The sequence below is a fragment of the Pseudomonas sp. NFIX49 genome (assembly GCF_900115915.1).
GTDB lineage: Bacteria > Pseudomonadota > Gammaproteobacteria > Pseudomonadales > Pseudomonadaceae > Aquipseudomonas > Aquipseudomonas pharyngis.
The window spans coordinates 282,071-303,405 of sequence record NZ_FOYE01000005.1 but is presented as its reverse complement, the minus strand read 5'-3'; the positions used below and the strand labels follow the sequence as shown (position 1 = coordinate 303,405).

Sequence of the window (21,335 nt, the reverse complement as noted above, 5' to 3'; positions counted from 1 at the left end):
TGATGAAAAAGTTTTTCAAGAAAGTCGGCGCCTTCCTGCGCCAGACCTGGGTCTGGACCTTGCTGCTGGTGCTGTTCGTGGCGCTGCTGGTGTGGTTCGTCGGTCCGTTGTTGGCAGTGGATGACTACAAGTTCTGGGAAAGCGCGACGTCGCGTCTGCTGACCATCAGCGTGCTGTTCCTGATCTGGGGCCTGACCATGGTCTTCGTCAGCTGGCGCGCCGGTATCCGCAAGAAAGCCGTCGAAGAAACCGAAGACGGCCAGGACCGTATCCGCCGCGAAGAGTTGATCGACGAAGAGCAGAAAGAGTTGAAGGAGCGTTTCAAGGACGCCCTGAAAACCCTCAAGACTTCGAGCCTGTACCGCGGCCGCAGCGAGCGCTGGCGCAATGACTTGCCGTGGTACTTGCTGATCGGCCCGCAGGCCAGCGGCAAGACCAGCCTGCTGGACTTCTCCGGGCTGGAATTCCCGATCAACAAGATCGACCGCAAGCTGACCCGTGATACCCACGGCACCCGTCATTGCGACTGGTACTTCGCCGATCACGGTGTACTGATCGACACCGCCGGCCGCTACCTGACCCAGCCGGATGCGGAAGTCGACGGCAGCGCCTGGACCACCTTGCTGGAACTGCTGCGCAAGCGTCGTCGCGGTCGTCCGCTGAACGGCGTGCTGGTGACCATTCCGGTGGAAACCCTGACCGGTGGCAGCGAACAGGACATCGAAACCCTGGCCCGCCAGGTGCGTGCGCGTCTGCAAGACGTCTATCAGAAGCTGCACGTCGATGTGCCGGTGTATCTGGTGCTGAGCAAGGCCGACAAGCTGCTGGGCTTCGACGAGTTCTTCGATCAACTGACCCGCGAAGAAAGCGATCAGGTGCTGGGTACCAGTTTCCGCAAGGATCAGGTCGGCACCGACGTGACGGTACTGCGCAACGAGTTCGAAGAGCTGCTGCGTCGCCTCAACAGCCAGGTGATCATGCGCATGCACTCCGAGCGCGACACCCAGCGCCGTGGCCGCATCCTCGACTTCCCGCACCAGATGGGCCAGATCGGCGAGCGTCTGTGCCTGCTCGTCGATATGGCGTTCACCGGCAACCGCTACCAGCGTGCGACGCAACTGCGTGGTTTCTACCTGACCAGCGCACCGCACCTGACTCAGGAAATGGATTCGACCACCGCCGGCATCGGCGCGAGTCTGGGCATGAGCGCCGGCGTGCTGCCGACATTGCGCAGCGGTCGTTCGCGTTTCATCCATCACTTGCTCAGCCGGGTGATTTTCCCCGAGGCCGATCTGGCCGGTCTGGACAAGCGCGAGCGCAGCCGCATCCACTGGGGCCAGCGTGCGTTGTACGTCGGCGCACTGGGTGCGCTGGTCCTGTTCGGCATGCTCTGGGCCGGTGGTTTCTCGGCCAACTACGAACGTCTGGAAAACCTGCGCAATCTGGCGCAGAACTGGACGCAGCAACGCACGGCACTGTCGCCGCGCGATGACGCCATGGGCGCACTGAAAACCCTCGACACCAGCTACGCTGCCACCCAGGTGTTCCCGAAAAAAGGCGACGCTGCCTACCACGAACGGATGGGTCTGTATCAGGGCCAGGACGTCAATCCGGTGGTCAAGGAGGCTTACGAGCGCGAGCTTGAAAAGCAACTGCTGCCACGCGTCGCGACGATGCTTGAAGGCCAGATCCGCGCCAACATGAAGGACCGCGAAAAGCTGATCAACAGCCTGCGCGCGTACCTGATGCTGAACATGAAGGATCGTCGCGACGCGGCATGGCTCAAGGACTGGATCGCGGCGGACTGGTCGCAGCGTTACACCGGCAACACCGCAGTGCAGAACGGTCTGAACACGCACCTCGAGCGTCTGTTGCAGCAGCCGTTTATCTATCCGCTCAACGAGCAACTGGTGGCCCAGGCGCGTCAGATCCTGCGCAGCGAGTCGCTGGCGACCGTGGTTTACCGCATGCTCCGCGAGCAGGCGCGCAACCTGCCGGATTACCGTTTCAGCCAGCACCTCGGGCCGCAGGGCTCGCTGTTCATCGGCACTGAATACGTGATTCCGGGCTTCTACACCCAGACCGGCTATCAGCAGTATTTCTCGGTCCAAGGCGCGTCGCTGGTGACCGACATCCTGCGTGACAACTGGGTGCTGGGCGAAGGCGCCGGCATCAGCGACATGGACTTGCGTCGCCTGATGGTCGAGCTGGAGCAACTGTACTTCCGTGACTACGCCAACTACTGGAGCGAAGCCGTTGGCCAGGTGGCGCTGCCGCCGATCAGCGATGCCGGTGAAGGCGCCGAGCAACTGGCGGGCCTGACCTCGGCCAACTCGCCGGTGCTGGCGCTGCTGACTGAAGTGCGCGAGAACACTCGTTTCCCGGCCGCTGCCGATCCGGTGGACGAGGCGGGTGACGCGGCTGATGCGCTGGCCGGACAGAAAGGCAAACTGGGCAAGGTGGGCAAACTCGCCGCGGCGGCAGCGGACAAGGCCTCGGCCCTGAACGTGGCGAAGAACCTGCCGGACACCGCCAAGAAGTCCCTGCAACGTCGCTTCGAGCCGCTGCACAAATTGCTCGACGACAACAATGGCCCGGCCGCTGACCTGACCCCGGCCTTCACCGCGCTCAACGACCTGCAACTGCAGCTGGCGGGCCTCGCCCGTTCCAGCACGCCGGAGCAGGCCGCGTTCGAGCTGGCCAAGACCCGCATGAGCGGCCAGCGTGATGCGCTGACCAACCTGCGCAATGCGTCCGGTCGTCTGCCGCGTCCGCTGAGCGTGTGGTTCAACGTGCTGGCCGAAGACTCGTGGCGCCTGGTGCTCAACGATGCCTACCAGTACCTGAACGGCCGTTATCAGAACGAGCTGTACAGCGTGTATGGCAAGACCATCAACAAGCGTTACCCGTTCAGTGCCTCGAGCACCAGCGATGTGGCGATCAGCGATTTCCGCGAGTTCTTCCGCGCTCAAGGCACCATCGACCGCTTCTTCGACAGCTACATGCGTCCGTTCGTCAGCGGTGATCCGGGCAACTACCGGATGCGCAGCGTCGACGGCCGCAGCCTGCCGGTGTCGAAGGTCTTCCTCGATCAGATGGCGGCGGCCCTGAACATTCGCCAGAGCTTCTTCTCGATCAACCCGGCCGAGCCGACCGTGCAGTTCAAGCTGGAGCCGTACACCCTCGATCCGGCGGTCAGCCGTTCCGAGTTCAAGTTCGGCGACAAGACCATGGAGTACCGCCACGGTCCGATCCTGCCCATGAGCTTCAAGTGGCCGACCGATGCTGAAGACGGTCGCACCAGCCTGGTCATGGACAAGATGGCCGGGCGCCCGATCGGCATCGAGAAGAACTCCGGCCCGTGGTCGCTGTTCCGTCTGTTCGACCTGATGCAGACCGAGTACCTGACCGGTCGCGACGTGCTGGTGCTCAAAGCCGACGTGGGTGGCCTGCGCGCCAACTACCTGCTGACCAGCCAGCGCACGCCGAACCCGTTCGACATGGGCGTGCTGCGCACCTTCCGTATGCCGGTGCAGCTCTGATGCTGGTGGCCAGTCCCTGGCGCAGCGCGGCGCGAACCGACCCGGGCAAGGTGCGGTCGCGCAACGAAGATGCCTTCCTCGACACCCCGCAGCATGGGCTGTGGGTGGTCGCGGACGGCATGGGCGGTCATCAGGGTGGCGACATCGCCAGCCAGTTGATCGTCGCCAGCCTGGCTGAACTGCCGCAGCACGAAGACTTCGACGAACGCCTCAAAGCCATCCGCCAGTGCCTGCACTGGCTGAACCGGCGCCTGGGGCAGGAGTTGACCGTCACCGCCGGGCGTCACGACAGCATCATGGGCAGCACCGTCGTGGCGCTGCTGGTGGAAGGCAATCGCGCGGCCTGCATCTGGGCCGGCGACAGTCGTTGTTATATGTGGCGCGGGCAGCGGTTGTATCAGCTGTCGAAGGACCATTCGCTGCAACAGCAACTGATCGACGAGCAGCAGATGAGTGTCGAACAGGCAGCGGCGCACCCGGCGGCTCAGGCCTTGACCCGGGCGGTCGGCGCGGCGGAACAGTTGACCCTGGATGTGCTGGAACTCGAGGTCTATCCCGGTGATGTGTTCCTGCTGTGCAGCGATGGTTTGTATCAAGGCCTGAGCAGCGATGCCCTCGGCAACGCCCTCAGCCTGGCGGCGCCACATGTGGCGCTGGAACGTCTGTTCGACGGTGCCCTGCGGGGCGCCGCCCGGGACAACCTGACGGCCGTGGTGATTCGCCAATGACTGAAATCGAATCCTCAGTCGATGACTTGCTGATGAGCGAAGAGCAGGCCAACAACCTGACCTATTTCGCTTTTGCAAAGCAGCACAACGCCGAACCCGCGCTGGCGCCAACCAAGGCCAGCGTCGGCGCACTGCCGGATGTTCTGGCAGGCCGCTACCACCTCGAGCGTCTGCTCGGGGCCGGTGGCATGGGTGCGGTTTACCGGGCCCGGGATCTCCTGCACGAGCAGTTCGGCGATCCCGATCCTTACATTGCGCTGAAAATCCTCAGCGAAGAATTTGCCGAGTCGCCGGATGCCAGTGCCTTGCTCTACAGCGAGTTCGCCCTGACCCGACGCCTGCGCCACGACAACGTGCTGCGACCGCACACGTTCGAAGTGGACACCGATTGCCAGCGGGCCTTCATCACCATGGAACTCATGCGTGGCCTGACCCTGGACAAACTGCTCTGCGAGCGGCCGCTGGGCCTGCCGTGGAAAGAACTGCGCGACATCGCGCTGCCGCTGCTCGACGCGCTGGCCTACGCCCACCGTCGCGGCGTGCTGCACGGTGACATGAAACCGAGCAACGTCATGCTCAGCGAAGACGGCGTGCGCCTCTTTGACTTCGGTCTCGGGCAGGCCGAGGAGGGCATCCTGCCCGGCCTGCCGCACCTGAGCCGCGAGCGCTTCAACGCCTGGACCCCGGGCTACGCCGCCCCCGAACTGCTTGAGGGTCAACCGCTGTCGGCCAGCGCGGACGTGTACGGCGTGGCCTGCGTGATCTATGAACTGGCGGGCGGCAAACACCCGTTCCGCCGCTTGCCCTCGACCCAGGCCCGTGACGAACACCTGGATCGCGAACTGCAAGCCCCGGCAAATCTGCCGACACACTGCTGGCCCGCGCTGCGCACCGCGCTGGCCTTTGACGCGGCGGAGCGCAACATTTCTGCCGAACAATTGCGTGACGCCTTGGGCGCCACTTCGTCCTGGCTGCAGCGTTTGCGGCTGAGGGCGTAACGGATGACATTCGAACAGGGAGCACTTTATGTTCAACCCAGCTAACGAAACGCACTTCAGCCTGACCGTTGAAGATTACGTAGGCGACCTGCAAGTCCTGTCGTTCACCGGCACCGAAGGCATCAGCCAGCCGTTTCGTTTCGACATCGAACTGGTCAGCGAAAACCCGGATCTGGACCTGGAAAAACTCCTGCACAAACAGGCCTTCCTCGCCCTCGATCCGCAGGGCTCCGGCATCCACGGCCAGATCTACCGCGTGGCCCAGGGCGATGCCGGCAAGCGCCTGACCCGCTACAAGGTTTCGCTGGTGCCGCAGCTGCAATACCTGCATCACCGCACCAACCAGCGCATCTACCAGCAGATGTCGGCGCCGAAAATCATCGCGCTGATCCTCGACGAGCACGGCATCAAGGGCAACGCCTACAGCTTCCAGCTCAGCCAGCCGTGCCCGGATCGCGACTACTGCGTGCAGTACGACGAAACCGATCTGCACTTCGTCCAGCGCCTGTGCGAAGAAGAAGGCATTCACTACCACTTCCAGCACAGCAAGAAAGGCCACCTGCTGGTGTTCGGCGATGACCAGACCGTGTTCCCGAATCTCGGCCAGCCCACCGCGTATGTACAGGGCAGCGGCATGGTCGCCGAAGAACCGGTGATCAAAGGCTTCAAGCTGCGTCTGGAAACCCGCACCAGCCGCACCACCCGCCGCGACTACGATTTCGAGAAACCGCGCCTGCAAATGGAAGCCGCGTACAAACCGGACGGCGAGAGCACTGAACCGGATCTCGAAGACTACGACTACCCCGGCCGCTTCATCGACCGCGCCCGCGGCAAGTTCCTCAGCCAGCGCGCTCTCGAACGCCACCGTGCCGACTACCGCCAGGCCGAAGGTCGCGGCGACCAGACCAGACTCGTCAGCGGCCACTTCATGGAAATGTCCGACCACCCGCGCAGCGAGTGGAACGACCTGTGGCTGCTCACCGAAATCTTCCACGAAGGCAAACAGCCGCAAGTCCTCGAAGAATCGGTGACCAGCGACACCACCGACAACAAGGACGACTTCCACCAGGGCTACCGCAACCGCTTCCTCGCCACCCCGTGGGACGTGTTCTACCGTCCAGCGCTGGAGCACCCGAAACCGCGCGTGCTCGGCAGCCAGACCGCCATGGTCACCGGCCCCAAAGGCGAAGAAATTCACTGCGACCAATACGGCCGCATCAAGGTGCAATTCCACTGGGACCGCGAAGGCCTGGCCGACGACAAAACCAGCTGCTGGCTGCGCGTCTCCAGCTCCTGGGCCGGCGACCGCTATGGCGCCATCTCCATCCCGCGCATCGGCATGGAAGTCCTCGTCACCTTCCTCGAAGGCGACCCCGACCAACCCCTGGTGACCGGCTGCCTGTACCACAAGGAAAACCCGGTGCCCTACGCCCTGCCGGCGAACAAAACCCGCAGCGTCTTCAAAACCCTCAGCTCCCCGGGTGGCGGTGGCTACAACGAACTGCGCATCGAAGACAAAAAAGGCGCCGAACAAATCTTCATCCACGCCCAGCGGGACTGGGATGAAAACGTCGAACACGACCAGAAAATCCGTGTCGGGAATGAACGTCACGACACCGTAGTGAAGAACACCTACACCGAGCTCAAGGCTGAAGAACACCGCACCACGATTTCCGATCGCAAGATCGAAGCGCGGATGGACGACCACCTGACTATTGGCGAGAGCCAGCATGTGAAGCTCGGGACGGCGCAACTGACCAGTGTCGGGAAAGAGATTCACATCAAGGCGGGGGACAAGATTGTCATTGAGGCTGGGACTGAGCTGACGATTCTCGGCGGTGGCAGTTTCATCAAGCTCGATGGCGGTGGTGTGACGGTGGTTGGGCCGGTGGTGAAGATTAATGCCGGGGGCTCGCCGGGAGCGGGCACTGGCATCGGGATCAAACCGCCGGTGCTGCCGGGGGCGGCGGATAAGGATAAGGCGGGGAGTTTAATGGATCAGGCGTTGGGGAATGCGCCGCCTGAGAAGGTTAAGCCGAAGGCTTTTTTTGTGTTTTCTGAGTGATCGACATGAATGGTTTTTTGAAGAAGAGGAATGGCTTCGCCGTAGCGGCTTTCACCGCCTCGCTGCTGAGCCTGTTCCATGGCAGCGTTTATGCGGATGAGTGTCCGTCTGAGGACTTTTCCCAATTCCTGCCGGCGTTCTCTGCGAATGCTGAAACTCAGCAGCGGTTGACTGCGATGACGGTGAAGTCGCTGGTTTTGAAACCTACTGGGGAGAATGGAAATTTTGAGCCGCAAACGAAGGGAGTCAATAGCTCGACATTGGCCTTTCCACTGATGGCACCCATAGCCACAGGCAAGGCAGAAGGAGTCGAAGTCGAAGCGGTTGATGACAGTCATTTCAACGTTGTTGATAAGCGTGCAGGTAACAGCAACATCAAGATCTTTAACTTTTCTCGCCAGGCGTGTTGGGTTCTGGAGGGCGTTGAGGATTGGTCGATTAGCGAGAAAGACCTTGTTATATCGGGTTCTCCGACCATGAGTACGGCAGAGAGCATCTGCTATCAACGCGCGCGGAATTTCGAGGGTCTAGGTGGACTGGAAAAGTATTATCTGACAGGAGAGTTTTTCGAGGCAGCGTTGGAAAACTATGTTTGCGCCGCTGCTTCGGGGGATCCTCAGGCGAGTTTGGATGCTGCGAGTTTGAGTCTCTCTGGCATGGCACCGCAGTTGGAAACAGGCAAGGTTGAGTCGCTTTTCAAAGCTGCGGCAACAACCCTCGCGGATGGCGCCGCTTCTCTATCGACATTTTATTGTTACGGAAACAACCCATCTGCAGAAGGTGCGTGCCAACACCCCGATGAGGCCGAAAAAGAACTTATTCGCTCTGCCTCAATGGGATCGAGGGATGCAATGAACTATTTAGGTTACTCCTTCGAAACGGGAGGGCTAGTAACTCGAGATTTATCAAGAGCATTAGCGTGCTATCGCTTGGCAGCGGATAAAGGTAATGAAACTGCCCTGAAAAATTTTAATCGATTGAAAGCGCAATCAGCTGAAGCCAGCAGCTATTGCTACTAATTTGCAGGAAGCAGAAATGACTGAACCACTTGATTTAAAAAGTAACTACACCGGTGGCGACTACGTTTACAAAATGGGCGGTGATGGTTTTCAAACGAACGCCGCTGGTAAGAAAAAAATTGACTGCTCTCATATGGTAAATCTGCTGCTGACAGGCGCTGGATATAATATTCCATATGAAGACACCCGTAACATGGATACCTCCAGTTACTACACAACGATTGAGCCACAGAACGTAAAGCGAGGTGATATCGCCTTATGGATCAATGCCACTCCTAACAAACCAGGTGATCCGATTTTTCATACAGGGATAATCGAGGACTACAACCCCGCTACAGAAGTTGGGCACATATTCGGTGCTCAAAATAGTACAGGGCCAGCGATAACAATATTTGGCCCCAAACCACCCAGCCACTATTGGCCGAAAGCTACAAAATTCTTAAGAGCAAAGGAAAGTTTTCGAACAGGTACAAACCCTGCACCTGCACCTGCTCCATCTACAACAGTGCCGCTAATAAACTTTCAATATCCATTTCGAAAAGCAGACGGTAAACAGTTTTCTGATGTAGAAGAAATATACAAGTTGCTCGAGAATGAAACATCCGGGCATTATTTGTTGGGAAGTAACAAGTTCTGGCATGGTGGGATTCACATCAGCAATGCCAGCGCGCCTCAATGTATTTTGAACGAACCGATTCGCTGTATGGCTGATGGTGAAGTCGTGGCCTATCGCCTTAACGAGGACTATCAAAAATCGACATTCGGCACAGGAGAAACGGCTAAAAAACTGGATTATTCCAGCTCCTTCTGTCTCGTGCGACATGAGTACAAATCTGCGCCAAATCCTGAAGATGGACCAAGCAAAGGAAAGCAAAACGAACTGGTTTTCTATAGCTTATATATGCATCTTTTGCCTTATAAGCACTATCCTCTAGCGGACAATGAAAAGCCAAATCCGATAGTGACGATGACTGTAAATGATTTTAAGGCGTATGATGACTTTCCCGATACGAATAATTTTCCATCTCCAGGAAAGTTAGCGAAGCACACAAAACTTGAGATTTTGGAAAAACGCTCAGTTGAAAATATTACCTACGCTAAGGGGAAAATACTCTCGGGTAGTGTAAAGCATGGATCAACAAAAGTTCGCGAAGCAGGGCAAGAGGTATGGTTTGCGTACTTAAAAAATAATGAACCATATCAAAACTCTAGTCACAATGCTATTTGGGTAGCAGATGTTCTACCCGAGCGCGCCAAACCGAAATATTGGCAAGGCAAGGTAAAAGCTAAAACCACTCAGCGTTTAGCTATGTTCGATGCGCCGACGAACCCTGCGAACGGGCAACCTGCAGGTGCACGCATTGAAAGCAATCGAGAAATCACAGTAGGCAGTATCATTGAGTTCGATAGCAAAGATGTAGTGAATTTGGTGGTCGGTAATAAACTAAGGCGTATGGCGCCCTGCACCCCAGTGGATGCCAGTATTTGGAATGATAATGGGGCTGTACCAAGTAGTTTTTGGGCGATTATCGAAAGCGAGAAGGATAGTCAGTACACGCAATGGGAGTCGCTCACTCCTACAGATTTTGAAGTTGTCACGACTAGCATCGGAATCAAGGCCGGTGATCCAATTGGTTATTTAGGTAAAGCTGAAAATTTAGTAAATGAAAGCGGTCTTACTGATAGTAAATTTCAAGTTCATATTGAGATATTTACAGCTCAGGCTGAAGTGAAAGACTTTCTAGATAATGTCGCTGCATTAAAAGTCGGACGTCAGTATTTACATTTGCCGAAGGGTGAGCGGCTTAAGAAAAAATCTCCAGCTACTGGAACGAGTGATCCTTTAAAAGAAGAACACGCAATTGATCTAGGCAAGGTGCCGGTTATAAAGGAAGGCAATGAGGATTGGTATGAGATTTCCGTGATTGATGAAGACCAACCGATTTCTGGGTTGGTGAAAAAATCTGACGCGAAATTTATCACTCCACACGATTGGACTAAAATGGGGTTTCAGCTGGTTGAGGAGAACAATTCCGCAGCTGACGGCTTTCTCGATCCCGATGATATGCCTGATTTTTTTAAAGATCTTTTGAAAAAAATAGACAAAAATCATGATGGAGAGATAGAGTCATCTGAACTTGCTGATGCATTGAAAAGTACGGAGACGCGGCAGCATTGGACAAAGTTAGTAGCACACCATCCTACGGAGTGGAAGGATGATACAAAATCAGAAAAATGGAAGAGATTGGATACTCTTTTAGAAGATTCTGAAAAGTTACTGAAGCATGAAAAGGAAAGAATAGATTCATTCATCTTCTGGGATAAATTGACTGATAAAACCCCAGCGGGTACGGGATTGATTTACCATTTTCACCCTATAGGCTTCGTTTCAAATTTTCTCGCGATGGAGGATGATAATGATCTGAAGTGGCTAAAGGTTGAGAAGGGACAGCTGACTTTTGATGTGGAAGGTAATGATATAGAGGATTCGTCGAATTCTTTGCATATGTATTTCAGTCGTAAAGCGCATTGGCCTGGCGGAGCATCCGGTATTACGATCGGGAGAGGATATGATCTTGGTCAAAAATCAGATCCAATGGGTGATCTAACTGCGGTAGGTATTACGGAACCATTGTTGAGTTGGTTAGTTGGAGCAAAAGGTCTAAGTGGTACTGCTGCACGGGATTATCTTAATAGCGCGAGTCCTGAAATTCGGAAAACATTCATTACGCGCAAACAGCAATATAAGTTGTTTGTTTCTGTCTATGAAATTATGAAGAATAGAGTCATAACGATTTCTGAGCAATCTTTCAACGTCGGTCATTATGGTGCGCTTAACTGGGATTCTGTTGATACAAAGATCCAAGATATGATTGTGGACTTGATTTATCGTGGCGATTATAAGCCTTCATCAAGGGAAATTGTTCAGCGACCGTTTGTTGAAAATAATAAAGCTGAGTTGAAGGCTGTCATGTCCCTTGAAGGCAATTGGCCTGGTGTTCCTGCTGCCAGATTTTCTGCACGAAAAAACTATCTCTGAGGTTGAAAATGAAAAATATTGCGCTATTGATTGGCTTAGCCTTCTCAAGCTGTGCATTGGCTACAGAGGAGAAAAAGGTAGCCACGGACGTATATAAAGCAGATACGGCCATGGTCGCTGGCAAGTTGGTTCGCTATTATCAGACTTTTGCTAGCCCCTGCGTTATGGTTCAGATTTTGAAACCGGGTGGAGGGGGGGAGGCCAGTAATTCAAGAAAATTCTGCAATATCTCAGGAAAAAATTTTAGTGATGACTTTTCTGAAGTTGTTTTGGAACGTGGGGAATTTTCGAAGGAAGATCTTTCGCTCACCATGAAGCTTATGCCTCTGACTGAAGGTGCAGATGTTATTGAAGTGTGCAGTTTTAAGGTTGAAGGTGAAGTGCTTGGCGAGCCGGAATGTAATATTAAATAGTAGATAACTAAAGGAGGCGAATTTATATGTTGTATTAATGGGCAGATTTTTTTTTGACCGGGTGGTCTTGGACTTTGCTTGGGAAAAAATAGATCTGTCCCGATCGTTCTTTTTGCAGGCAACGCACGAGAGCCGGTCGTCGATATATACAAAGCCGATGTCGCTCAAGTTTCCGGAAAGCTGGTCCGTTATTACCAAACGTTCGATAGCCCCCGCGTCAATATTCAGATTCTCAAGCCTGGGGGACAGGGGATTGCGAGCGACTCGATGGAGTTCTGCGACATTGAAGGGAAGAACTTTAACAACGGCTTCACCGATGTCTCATTGGATAGGGCCACGTTTTCCGACACCGAATTGCAGTTGACCTTCAAGCTGATGTCGTTGGTTGGAGTGAATGAAACCACCGAATTATGCAAATTCCGCGTTGATGGTGAACATCTCGCTGAACCTGAATGTACGGCGCAGTAAGGGTCGTGCATGTACATCGCTCAGCCACGCCATCGGAGAGTCAAAGTGAAAGTCGTTCCCCTGTTGTTCCTGGCGTTGACGTGGGCGTTGTCCGCAAGCGCAGCTCCAACCGGTGTCAGTACAAGCCATACAATGCCCACCGCTATGGTCGCTGCACTCACGAAGGAAAACCAAATGCCTGCCGAGAGTTTTCGCGCCATTGCAGATGGCGTGGTGAGCTGGAGCGGGGGAACGATGGCTGCCGTGGTGATTGAGGATCCGAATGGCATTTGCGCGATTTACAAGTATCAAGACGGCCGGTTGGATCTGCCTTTTGACGGCGTGCCCTGTAAGTTTCTGGGGCCACCCATGCTGATGTCGGATAGAAAAATTGCTTTGCCCGATGTCGTGTTCGCCGTCGAGTTGTTCGTCCCCAACCGGGGTGGGATGACCAAGCACAAGGTCGCGTTTTATTACGATGCCGAGAAGAACACTTATTGCGAGAGTCAGTCGCTTGCGAGTTGGTATCTGTCGGGAAATCGGGCGCTAGCTCCTGATCTTCAGGATGGGCAGTGTGTAGCGGGATCGGAATAGACCCGGCCCCAAAAAACGTAAAGCGTTGCTCAGCACCTATTGGGAAATGAACATACCCAAGCAATGCGTCACCCGGTTCGCCAAACGCAAAGCCTGAATGACTCAAGGAAGAACACAGTGAAACGTTTTGTTTTTACCCTGCTGGCCGTGCTGCTGCCTGTTTCAGCAGTGTACGCGCAGGATGACTGCAGTCATGTCACCTCAAGCCTAGAGATGGTGCCCTGCTCGGAGGCGGCGAAGAAGGCTGCCGATACGCAGTTGAACCTCAGCTACAAGCAATTGATGGCGCGGCTTGAGTCTGATTATCGGGCAGATCCGGCATTGGGCGCGGAGTACGCGGCGAAGGTCAAAGAGTCGCAACGTGCGTGGTTGAAGTTGCGCGATGCGAATTGTCCGTTGGAGGCATTCGAGATCGAGACGGGGATGCCGGCGCATGTGTTCGCGGTCAACTCGTGCATCACAAGAATGAGTCGCGAGCGCTCGGCGTACCTGGACAAGATCGTCCCTGTTCTTGCATCCGACAAGAGCACTTCGACAGCGCCGGCCAACGGCGCTTGTCCTTCGGAGGAATTCCCTGCTTTCCTGACAGCGTTTTCCGCCAGCAGTGAATCACAGCGTCGTCTCACTGCGATGACGGTCAAGTTGCTTTTGTTGAAGCCGGTTGCAGGCAAGGACCGTAGTACCTTTGAGCCTTCGACCTCGGGCGTCAGCGGAGCTTCCTTCACCTATCCGCTGATGGCCGCCATCACACCCGGCAAGACACCTGGAGTCGAGATTGAAGAGGTCGATGAGAGTCACGTCGATGTGGTCGATAAACGGGCGGGCAACAGCAATGTAAAAATCTTCAATTTCTCTCGTCAGGCGTGCTGGGTGCTTGAAGGCGTTGAAGACTGGTCGATCAGCGAGAAGGATCTTGTCGCAACACGTAACCCTGCAATGAGCCGTGCCGAGAACTTCTGTGATCAACGTGCCGAGGCTTTGGGAGGGCTGGGTTCGCTCGAGCAATACCGTCTGACTGCGGAATTGTTAGAAGCGTCCCTGGAAAATTATGTCTGTGCGGCTGAGTCGGGTGATCCAGAGGCGAGCCTGTCAGCGGCGAGCTTGAGTCTTTCGCAGATGGCGTCTCAGTTGGAAACCAGCAAGGTTGAAGCGTTGTTCAAAGCGGCTTCGAAAATACCGAGTGGTGCGTTGGGCTACGCCACGTTTCTTTGTTCAGGAAACTCCACCGACTATAACGGTCCTTGCCTTCATCCCAAGCAGGCAGAAGAGCAGGTCATTCGGGCGATTACCATGGGCTCAAAGGAAGCGATGTTTTATCTGGCATCTACCCTTGAGGGGGGCGAGTTGGGAACGAAAGATATGTCCCGGGCGTTAGCCTGTTATCAAATGGCGGCTGACAAAGGTTATCGGTCGGGCGTCGACAGTGTGGCGCGATTGAAGTCGCAAGTTCCAGAGCCGATCAAGGCGAGCCATTGCATTTGAAACTCGGAGCGCGGATGTGTCGCGATTCTTTGCCGTTAAATTCCAAGTGAGTGGAACTGTGCCTGACTTGTCGATACCGGGTTTCGTGAGGCCTCGATTTCTGCGGGTATTGCTGATCAGCGTTGCTGCGTTCGCGCAGGCCAGTCATGCCACCGCAAGTGTTGTCTCGGTGGGCAATGCGTCGGGTCAGTCGCAGATCGCGCAAGGCCCAGCCGAAGCTGCGGTCGACATGACACCTTGCCGGTTCTCAATGACGCTCTCGAAAGATCAATGGTTGCAGTTCAATACGCCTGATCTGGTATTCATTGCGGCCAAACAACTGCCTGAAACCACTAACGCCCCGCGTTTATCGCAGGCTCAGACCTCGACTGGTTATGAGTGGAATTTCGAAAAGCCCGCAAAGCTGAGCCAGCCCTGGTTCGGTGTCATGTGTGAAAGTGCCAACAACCTTTCCGCGCTCACCACTCAGAAGCCGCCGCTTGATGACGCGATTGAGTTGCAACTAGTGCGAGAAAGTAACGACCTTAAATGCCCGGCGACCCTGACCGATCATGGTTGGGAGCCGACGTTGTTGGCCGGTGATCCGCAATCCTTCACTTTCGAATCCCTGCAGAGCGCAAGTTCATCAGGATTCGTCATTGGTTACCACGGCAAGAATCCACGTCAGTTCAGCCGTATCACCTTCTGCTTGATGCATAACGAACAGGTGCTGATCGGTTCGGCGGAATCGGGTTCATCAACCTCATTGGCGATCAGCGCCGAAGGCTTTGAACAAATCAAAACAGCGGTGCGCAGCATGGCTTTTGAGTAAGCCTGCGAAGACCGAACGGAGTTACAGCGTGAAAGGATGTTCAATTCTACTCGGTGGCCTTCTGGCCATTGCCGCGTCCGTGGCTTTCGCACCACACGCGCTTGCGGCACCCCAAGTCCTCAAGGAAATCCCGGCAAGCCTGTTGGGGGATGGATCACGGCAAAACGTGTTCGTTCTGGCGGGAGACGCGGACGAGGCATCAAACCGGTTGTTGATCGCGCCGGTGCAAGCGCGCAATGAGGACATATTGCTCGATACATCCAAGGCTTTGCCGCTGACGAAGAGTCAGTACTCGTCTGATCTTCTGGATAGTTTTAGCGTTCGGGTTTTCAACGGTCGGCCTGGAGCCATGACGGTTGTGGATCCACAAGAGGAAGAGGTTCTGGTCAAACAGCGGTTCATTGAGGCGGGGGACTACATTGCGCTGGTGACCAACGAAGAAGACAACGCTGTTTATAACTTCAATCTTTTGTTCACCTTCAATAACGGCTCAAAGCAGTTTGAGCTGAAGAAAGTGCTGCAAGTGGTCAATAACCACTACTGCGATCGCTCGCTTGTGAGCGTAGCGGAGCTGCCGATTGAGACGCTTGGCCCAACCACTCTGGCTTCATTCAACGGCCTTGAAGCGCTTGAAAAGTTGCGGGCTGCAAACGTTGGCAGCCCTCAGGGCGGTTATAAAAAACTGATGACAGTCGGTTCGGCTGACCTGCTGGATAAAGCGCTGGCGGCCTATCGAAAGGGCGACAGCAGCTCGTTCAAGGAAGTGATGAGTAATATGTTGATGGGAAATGACTCGCATGGCGAGTGCTCTCCGGAAAGTTATATCGTCGGAAAATACTACTTCTCGCAGAACCCTGGTTGGTCCAACGACGTCGGTTTTCTGCTGGGCGAGGCGGGTCACTACACGGAGTCTATCCAGTTACTGAATGCAGTGATTGCCCACACCCCGGAACGGACGGTGGCTTACCTGAATCTCGCAGATAGCTATTGGGCCATGAACGATAAAGAGCGGGCGGTGCCGGCGTACAAGCAATATGCATCGCGTATGTCGGAAGCAGGAAAGGCTTCGAAGATTCCCGCTCGGGTTGCTGAGCGCAGTGCCGGAGTATCCGGATCATGATCAAACTCAAGGCGTTCTTTGGGCTGATCGCAGGTGTTTCTTTGACTGCTTTGCTGGTTCCTGCGCATGCCCAAGAAACCTGCGATCCCGACAGCTTTTCCAATCCCGATTTGATCATTTGCGGTCAGCAGACTTTCGAGAAAGTCGACGCAGTGTTGAATGAGCAATACAAGAAAGCGCTGGTCAGTTTGGCGCCCGCCGACAAGAAGCAACTGACTGACGTGCAAAAGAAGTGGGTGCGCTTCAAAGAGGCGTATTGCGAGAATATCTATCAGTCGGCCTTGCCCGGTGCAGAGGCGCCCATTGAAAAGCTTGGGTGCCTGGTGCAAACAACCAATGCCCGGTTGGGGGAATTGGTTGCTCTGCAGACTGGGTTACCCTTGGACGGTTTTTATAAAGCTGCATCGGCCATGGCGGGGCAGGATCGAGAGAAAGGTCTGGCGGCTTCGATGGAGCGATTGGGGGGTGACAACTTTGACGAACCGTTATGGAGGCAATACGTCGATTGGCACTGCGAAATGAGTGAGCGTGTGTTCCGGGAGGACATCGCTAACTGCGCAGTGCGAATGCGTTTTCAATTACCTCTTAATCGTTGAAGGAATGAACGGTTTGAAAACTGCCTCAATGTTCTTTGTTGCGTTGCTGTTTCTTTCTCCGCTTGCCGCCCATAGCGAAGTCTCAACGCGGATTTCTTGCTTTCGCTCACTTGATGGAAAAAACATCAATTTCGAATTCAGAACCTATTTCGACACTGTCACTAAATGGGGCGGCGCAGGTGTCAGGTATAGCAAGTCGAAGAAAGCTATCCCCCTTGTCTATCGGAACACCGAGGACGAGGTCATGACTGAGGAAGGCCCTCATCAGTTCACGACGACGTGGGTAGAAGTTTCTGACGGTGTGGTGACTGGAGAATATGAGATGGCAACTCAGGGTGCGAGGGTGAATTCGATGCATTACAGGAATTACAAATCGGGTAAGCAGTACTCGTTCGATCAGGACATCACCATGGAGGCGACACCTGAGACCGGTTGCCGATGGTAAGAACGAATAGTTTCGAAAGGGGACTCAACGTCCCCTTTTTTCCGCCCGCGATTCAGCTACGGCTTGGCCTGATACTCCCGAAACTCAATGTGATCAAGCGTGCCTTCGACCATCAACCGTACGCCGTCCGCCATTCTGCTCAGGCCCAGTGCCATTGAGCGGCGGGGGCCGTCGAGGTCGTCGGCCAGGTTGGCGGCGAAGGCGCTGATGGACAGGAGGTCTTCGGAGGCGTTGGCCATGAGCGCTTCGGCGTCGGCGTTGGGGCAGAGGGCGAACAGGCCACCCAGGCGTTTTGGGCGTGGGGCGGTGGGTTTGAAATGGTGGTCGAGGGCGCGTTCGGCGGCTTCGTGGAGTTTCTTTGAATCGGGGGATTCGTAGGGGGAGGTTTCTGGTGTTTCTGGTGGATTGGGTGTTGGTTTGATCATGGATGTCATCCCTGGAGTTAAGACGCTGACACCGTTTCGCTTTGCACTTCGAAATAGGTGGCAGCTGTGCGTTGGTGTGCAAGACCGGTCCAGGTGCCCGGCAGACCCAAAGGTCTCCGACGCACAGCCGCCATAACGATCCGCGAGCATAGGAAAAGGCTCGGCGAAATGCCATTGCGATTGTGCACCTGAACCGGACTTGCACGTCCGAGTCACCGATTTTGCGGTGACACATAGAGGCTATCGACGATGGTCCAGCCTGCCTAGTTCACGGACAGCACCGCAGTTTGAAGGAGATTTCCCAAGGATTTGCGGGGTCGAGGAACAAGAAACCATTGCTATCGGCAGCTCCTACAGGAATGTGTTTCTTCAGGTGTAGGACGGGGGATGGTGTGACGCGGAGCGTCACGGGATGCATTCCCACGCGGAGCGTGGGAACGATCAGGTTCGGGGGTTGGGATTCGTGACTTGGTAGTCATCTGGCAGGAAAATCGCTACATCGTCTTCTATCAATCCAGGATAGTGGCGAATCCGTCCGAATCCCTTACACTCCCCCGGCCGTTCATTTTCCTTTTGAGGCTGTGCGCATGAAATTTCGTTTTCTTCTGTGGATGCTGGGTCTGTTGATGGGTAAGGCCAGTCGGACAAATCCTGCATTCCAGCAGCAGTTGGGTGACAAGGATCTGGTGTTTCAGCTACAGACTCTGGACGGGAAAGTGGCGCGGCATTTCGTGGTGAAGGACCAGCGCATTACCAGCAAGTCCGGGGTGGTGGCGGAGCCGGCGTTTGCGATTGCGTTCAAGGACGCGGCGTTCGGGTTTGCCACGATGCAGGCGAAGAACAAGCAACTGGCGTTCATGCAGGGGATTCAGGACAAGTCGATTCAGCTCAAGGGCAACCCGGCGCTGGTCATGTGGTTTCAGGGGTTGATGAAGTATTTGAAGCCTAGGAAGGCCAAGCCGAAGTCATAGGGCTTTCAGGTAGCTTGCCGGGACAGTTCAGCGTTTTCAGCTGTCCGGTTCAGGGGGCTCGGCGTCCAGTGGCTGGCCCCGGTACGTCTTGTAGATCTGCTGGACTTTCGGGTTGTCCAGCTTCTCGTAAGCGATGTCTTCCTTGTCCAGGCCATCCAGGCCTCTGATGCCACTGATGGTCTCTGGCCATTCGTCACGACTGGATATATCGACTACGAACGGGTTGAGGTAGTTATCGAGATGCCTTTCGCGAGGTTCTCGGATCTCGTCGCTGAGTGCCCGCAAGTAGTCGTCTTTGTTTGTTCTTGACCAGTCGATGGCGAACCCGGCTCGATAACAGAGTTCCATGAAGACCAATAGAATCGCGCGTCCATTGCCGTCCAGGAAGGGGTGTGCGAAAGCCAGTTGGCCCATCACTCCACCGGGATGGTCTCTGAAGCGTTTTTTGTCTGATGCGAGCTTGAGCGCATAGTCGACAGACATTTTGATGGAGTCCGGGCGCTCGAAGACGGTGCTGCGAGGGTCGTCGAGAGAGCCCTTGAAGACTGCCAGGTGAGGGACAAGCTCGTTCCGGTCTTTTCCTGCCCAGTGATAGAAGCCGGAGAACAGGATTTCGTGAACCTTGAGTACAGTCTGGTAATCGATTGGCTTTTTCTTGGCCAGATAGGCAAGCGCCTCTTCGATACTCAATTCGAACGAAAGATGCTCTGACTCTTTTACTTCAACGGGATCTTTCAGTTGCAGCGAGTTTTGAAGATATCCAGCCTTGTCGAAGTCGCCGAATGGATCAAAAGTCATGCGCTACGTTTCTGTGCACGCCTTTCCTGAAGATAGCGCCCTTGGAGCGCCAGGATTTCAGATTTGCTCAGAACGCCTTTTCTCTTGAGATTGACGAGCAGCTGTTCGATGCCATCCAGCTCGACGACATCGCCAGACAAGCGGGTAATACCCACGGCCATACGACTCATGCCGTCACGACTGGCTGTAACCTTGTTGTCTTTGGCAAGCTTGCGCACTTCGCTTGCAACGCTGACAGCATCTGTTTGGGTCATCGGAAATTCCTCTGAATGCCGTCAAATCATAGCAGGGCGCTTGTTTGCTGTCGTTGCTGGCAAAGTGGCCGAAATCTGTGGAGCCAGGGCCCAATCTGCAATCAAAACAGGCCCTGGTTGACGTTCCGAAGAATGCTTTAAGCCTGGCTGAACTGCGAAGCCAGTTCACGCAGCAGCACTTCCGCCTCAAGCACTTTGCTGACAACGTCATTGGCCTTGTCGCGGCTCAGGCCAACACGTTCCAGCAGCGCATCCGGAATGTCTTCATCCGGGCCGGAGCCGATCCCGCGACTGCGCAACAGGCGCACGGCCAGGCAGACGAGGTTCGGGTATTCGGCGTAGGCGCCGTCGTAGTTCGGGTCGTGCTGGAAGCGCAGGGCGGTGGCCAGTTCGTCCGGCATGTCCCAGTAGCGCATCAGCCAGGAGCCGATCTGTTCGCGGCTGATGCCCAGCAGGTGTTGCTCGACATAGCTGTGGCACAGGTGCGGGTTGACCTCCAGGTGGCGGCAGATCAGCGAGAAGTGCGGCGGGAACACGTGGGCCAGCAGCAGGTAGCCGAAGTTGTGCAGCAGGCCGGCGAGGTAGGTCAGGCCGGATTCCGGGCGCTGGGCACGCGGCATGGCGCGGGTCAGGCCTTCGATGACGGCGGCGGTGTAGATCGATTGCTGCCAGTACGGCGTGGTGTGCTGCGGGTGGTCTTTCGGCAGGCTCAGGGTCTTGCCGAGGGCCAGGCCCAGCGCCAGGTTGATCACCAGATCGAAGCCCAGCACGCGGACGATCGCGTCTTCCACCGAACGGATCTTGCCCGGCGAGGCGTAGTACGGCGACGCCGCCCAGCTCACCACTTGCGCGGCCAGTGCCGGGTCGGTTTCGACCACGCCGGTGATGTCGTCGATGGTGGCGTTCGGGTCGACGCGCAGCTTGATGATTTTTTGTGCGGTTTCCGCCAGCGGCGGAATTTCGATGGTCGCTTCCAGACGCTGCTGGATGCGTCGCGCGGTGAACGCCTGCACGGCCTGGGTGATTTCCTCGCGGTCATCGTCCGGGCGGTCGAGGTTCGGGCGGATGCTGCTCAGGGCTTCGCCGAAGTTGGCGGCGCTGGCCTTGGTCAGCATGGTCTTGAAGTCTTCGCTGGCGATTTCCAGCAGCAGGCCCGGCTCACCGGAGTTGATCAGCAACTTCGGCTCGCGCAGCAGGCCTTCTTCGTAGAGGCACGGCGAGCTGGTCAGCGCCGGCAGGCCCGGCAGCAGGCTCAGGCTGTGTTTGCCGAGCATCTTTTCCAGGCGCTCGGTGGACACGGCGGTCAGGCGACGGCCCGTCAGCTCGGCGAGGCGGTTGAGATCCAGCAACTGGCTCTGTGGAAACAGCACCATCAGCGCACCGACCGCGTCGTCCAGCAACACGGCCTGCACTTTGCGCGAGGCATTGAGGCCGTGGTGGTCGAGCACTTCTTCGTAGGCGACGCCCAGCTTGTTGAGCAGCAGCCGAATAACAGACGGAGCGTGCGGGGATTCGGGGGCGAGAGCAGCTTCGGTCATGGTCTGTATCCGTTTTTGAAACAATTGCAGGAGTATAACCAGCTTGGTT

At 55.8% G+C, this 21,335-nt stretch carries 19 protein-coding genes; 15 read left to right on the top strand and 4 right to left on the bottom strand.

What is annotated here, in order from left to right; translation table 11 throughout:
• Positions 1-2 precede the first annotated feature (2 nt).
• The 14 genes from tssM to BMZ46_RS16265 all read left to right on the top strand — a co-directional run bounded on the left by tssM (position 3) and on the right by BMZ46_RS16265 (position 17,300).
• Positions 3-3,542 carry a type VI secretion system membrane subunit TssM gene (gene tssM / locus BMZ46_RS16335; protein ID WP_039765157.1) on the top strand — a complete coding sequence of 1,180 codons (3,540 nt, stop codon included), beginning with the start codon at positions 3-5 and terminating at the stop codon, positions 3,540-3,542.
• Positions 3,542-4,270 (top strand): PP2C family protein-serine/threonine phosphatase, encoded by a 729-nt coding sequence (locus BMZ46_RS16330; protein ID WP_039765158.1) that lies wholly within the window; start codon positions 3,542-3,544, stop codon positions 4,268-4,270. Before tssM ends, BMZ46_RS16330 begins: the two co-directional genes overlap by 1 nt.
• Positions 4,267-5,268, top strand: coding sequence for a serine/threonine-protein kinase (locus BMZ46_RS16325; protein WP_039765160.1), 1,002 nt, complete (start codon positions 4,267-4,269; stop codon positions 5,266-5,268). Before BMZ46_RS16330 ends, BMZ46_RS16325 begins: the two co-directional genes overlap by 4 nt.
• A 28-nt stretch (positions 5,269-5,296) precedes the next feature.
• Positions 5,297-7,333: a type VI secretion system Vgr family protein gene (locus BMZ46_RS16320; protein WP_074689946.1), complete on the top strand. Its 2,037-nt coding sequence runs from the start codon at positions 5,297-5,299 to the stop codon at positions 7,331-7,333.
• Between the two features lie 5 nt (positions 7,334-7,338).
• The gene (locus BMZ46_RS16315) at positions 7,339-8,352 is read left to right on the top strand and encodes a tetratricopeptide repeat protein (RefSeq protein WP_074689948.1); all 1,014 of its coding nucleotides are present in this window, start codon (positions 7,339-7,341) and stop codon (positions 8,350-8,352) included.
• Positions 8,353-8,368: 16 nt separating this feature from the next.
• The gene (locus BMZ46_RS29100) at positions 8,369-11,392 is read left to right on the top strand and encodes a hypothetical protein (RefSeq protein WP_134334180.1); all 3,024 of its coding nucleotides are present in this window, start codon (positions 8,369-8,371) and stop codon (positions 11,390-11,392) included.
• Positions 11,393-11,400: 8 nt separating this feature from the next.
• On the top strand, positions 11,401-11,805 hold the full coding sequence (locus BMZ46_RS16300; protein WP_074689954.1) for a hypothetical protein: 405 nt from the start codon (positions 11,401-11,403) through the stop codon (positions 11,803-11,805).
• 78 nt (positions 11,806-11,883) lie between these two features.
• Positions 11,884-12,273: a hypothetical protein gene (locus BMZ46_RS16295; RefSeq protein ID WP_074689956.1), complete on the top strand. Its 390-nt coding sequence runs from the start codon at positions 11,884-11,886 to the stop codon at positions 12,271-12,273.
• Between the two features lie 174 nt (positions 12,274-12,447).
• Positions 12,448-12,846, top strand: a complete 399-nt coding sequence (locus tag BMZ46_RS16290) for a hypothetical protein (protein ID WP_074689957.1) — start codon at positions 12,448-12,450, stop codon at positions 12,844-12,846.
• A gap of 117 nt (positions 12,847-12,963) precedes the next feature.
• Positions 12,964-14,328, top strand: a complete 1,365-nt coding sequence (locus tag BMZ46_RS16285) for a lysozyme inhibitor LprI family protein (protein WP_074689959.1) — start codon at positions 12,964-12,966, stop codon at positions 14,326-14,328.
• A 16-nt stretch (positions 14,329-14,344) separates the two neighbouring features.
• A complete protein-coding gene (locus tag BMZ46_RS16280; RefSeq protein ID WP_254778417.1) occupies positions 14,345-15,139 on the top strand; it encodes a hypothetical protein in 795 nt (264 codons plus the stop codon).
• A 28-nt stretch (positions 15,140-15,167) separates the two neighbouring features.
• Positions 15,168-16,259 (top strand): tetratricopeptide repeat protein, encoded by a 1,092-nt coding sequence (locus BMZ46_RS16275; RefSeq protein ID WP_254778418.1) that lies wholly within the window; start codon positions 15,168-15,170, stop codon positions 16,257-16,259.
• Positions 16,256-16,855, top strand: a complete 600-nt coding sequence (locus tag BMZ46_RS16270) for a lysozyme inhibitor LprI family protein (RefSeq protein ID WP_074689961.1) — start codon at positions 16,256-16,258, stop codon at positions 16,853-16,855. Before BMZ46_RS16275 ends, BMZ46_RS16270 begins: the two co-directional genes overlap by 4 nt.
• Positions 16,856-16,868: 13 nt before the next feature.
• On the top strand, positions 16,869-17,300 hold the full coding sequence (locus BMZ46_RS16265) for a hypothetical protein (protein ID WP_074689963.1): 432 nt from the start codon (positions 16,869-16,871) through the stop codon (positions 17,298-17,300).
• A gap of 56 nt (positions 17,301-17,356) precedes the next feature.
• On the opposite strand, the gene BMZ46_RS16260 is transcribed toward BMZ46_RS16265, so the two are convergent.
• Entirely contained in the window at positions 17,357-17,725 is a 369-nt protein-coding gene (locus tag BMZ46_RS16260; RefSeq protein ID WP_074689965.1) for a DUF6124 family protein, read from the bottom strand.
• A 587-nt stretch (positions 17,726-18,312) separates the two neighbouring features.
• Between BMZ46_RS16260 and BMZ46_RS16255 the strand changes: the two genes are divergently transcribed.
• Positions 18,313-18,696: an SCP2 sterol-binding domain-containing protein gene (locus BMZ46_RS16255; protein ID WP_039765176.1), complete on the top strand. Its 384-nt coding sequence runs from the start codon at positions 18,313-18,315 to the stop codon at positions 18,694-18,696.
• 36 nt (positions 18,697-18,732) lie between these two features.
• Here the strand turns inward: BMZ46_RS16255 and BMZ46_RS16250 are convergent, their stop codons facing one another.
• The 3 genes from BMZ46_RS16250 to BMZ46_RS16240 all read right to left on the bottom strand — a co-directional run bounded on the left by BMZ46_RS16250 (position 18,733) and on the right by BMZ46_RS16240 (position 21,286).
• Positions 18,733-19,494, bottom strand: a complete 762-nt coding sequence (locus BMZ46_RS16250) for a Fic/DOC family protein (protein WP_074689967.1) — start codon at positions 19,492-19,494, stop codon at positions 18,733-18,735.
• Complete coding sequence (locus BMZ46_RS16245; protein WP_039765180.1) at positions 19,491-19,748, bottom strand: hypothetical protein; 258 nt, start codon at positions 19,746-19,748, stop codon at positions 19,491-19,493. Before BMZ46_RS16245 ends, BMZ46_RS16250 begins: the two co-directional genes overlap by 4 nt.
• A 137-nt stretch (positions 19,749-19,885) precedes the next feature.
• Positions 19,886-21,286, bottom strand: coding sequence for an aminoacyl-tRNA deacylase and HDOD domain-containing protein (locus BMZ46_RS16240; protein WP_074689969.1), 1,401 nt, complete (start codon positions 21,284-21,286; stop codon positions 19,886-19,888).
• Between the last annotated feature and the right edge of the window lie 49 nt (positions 21,287-21,335).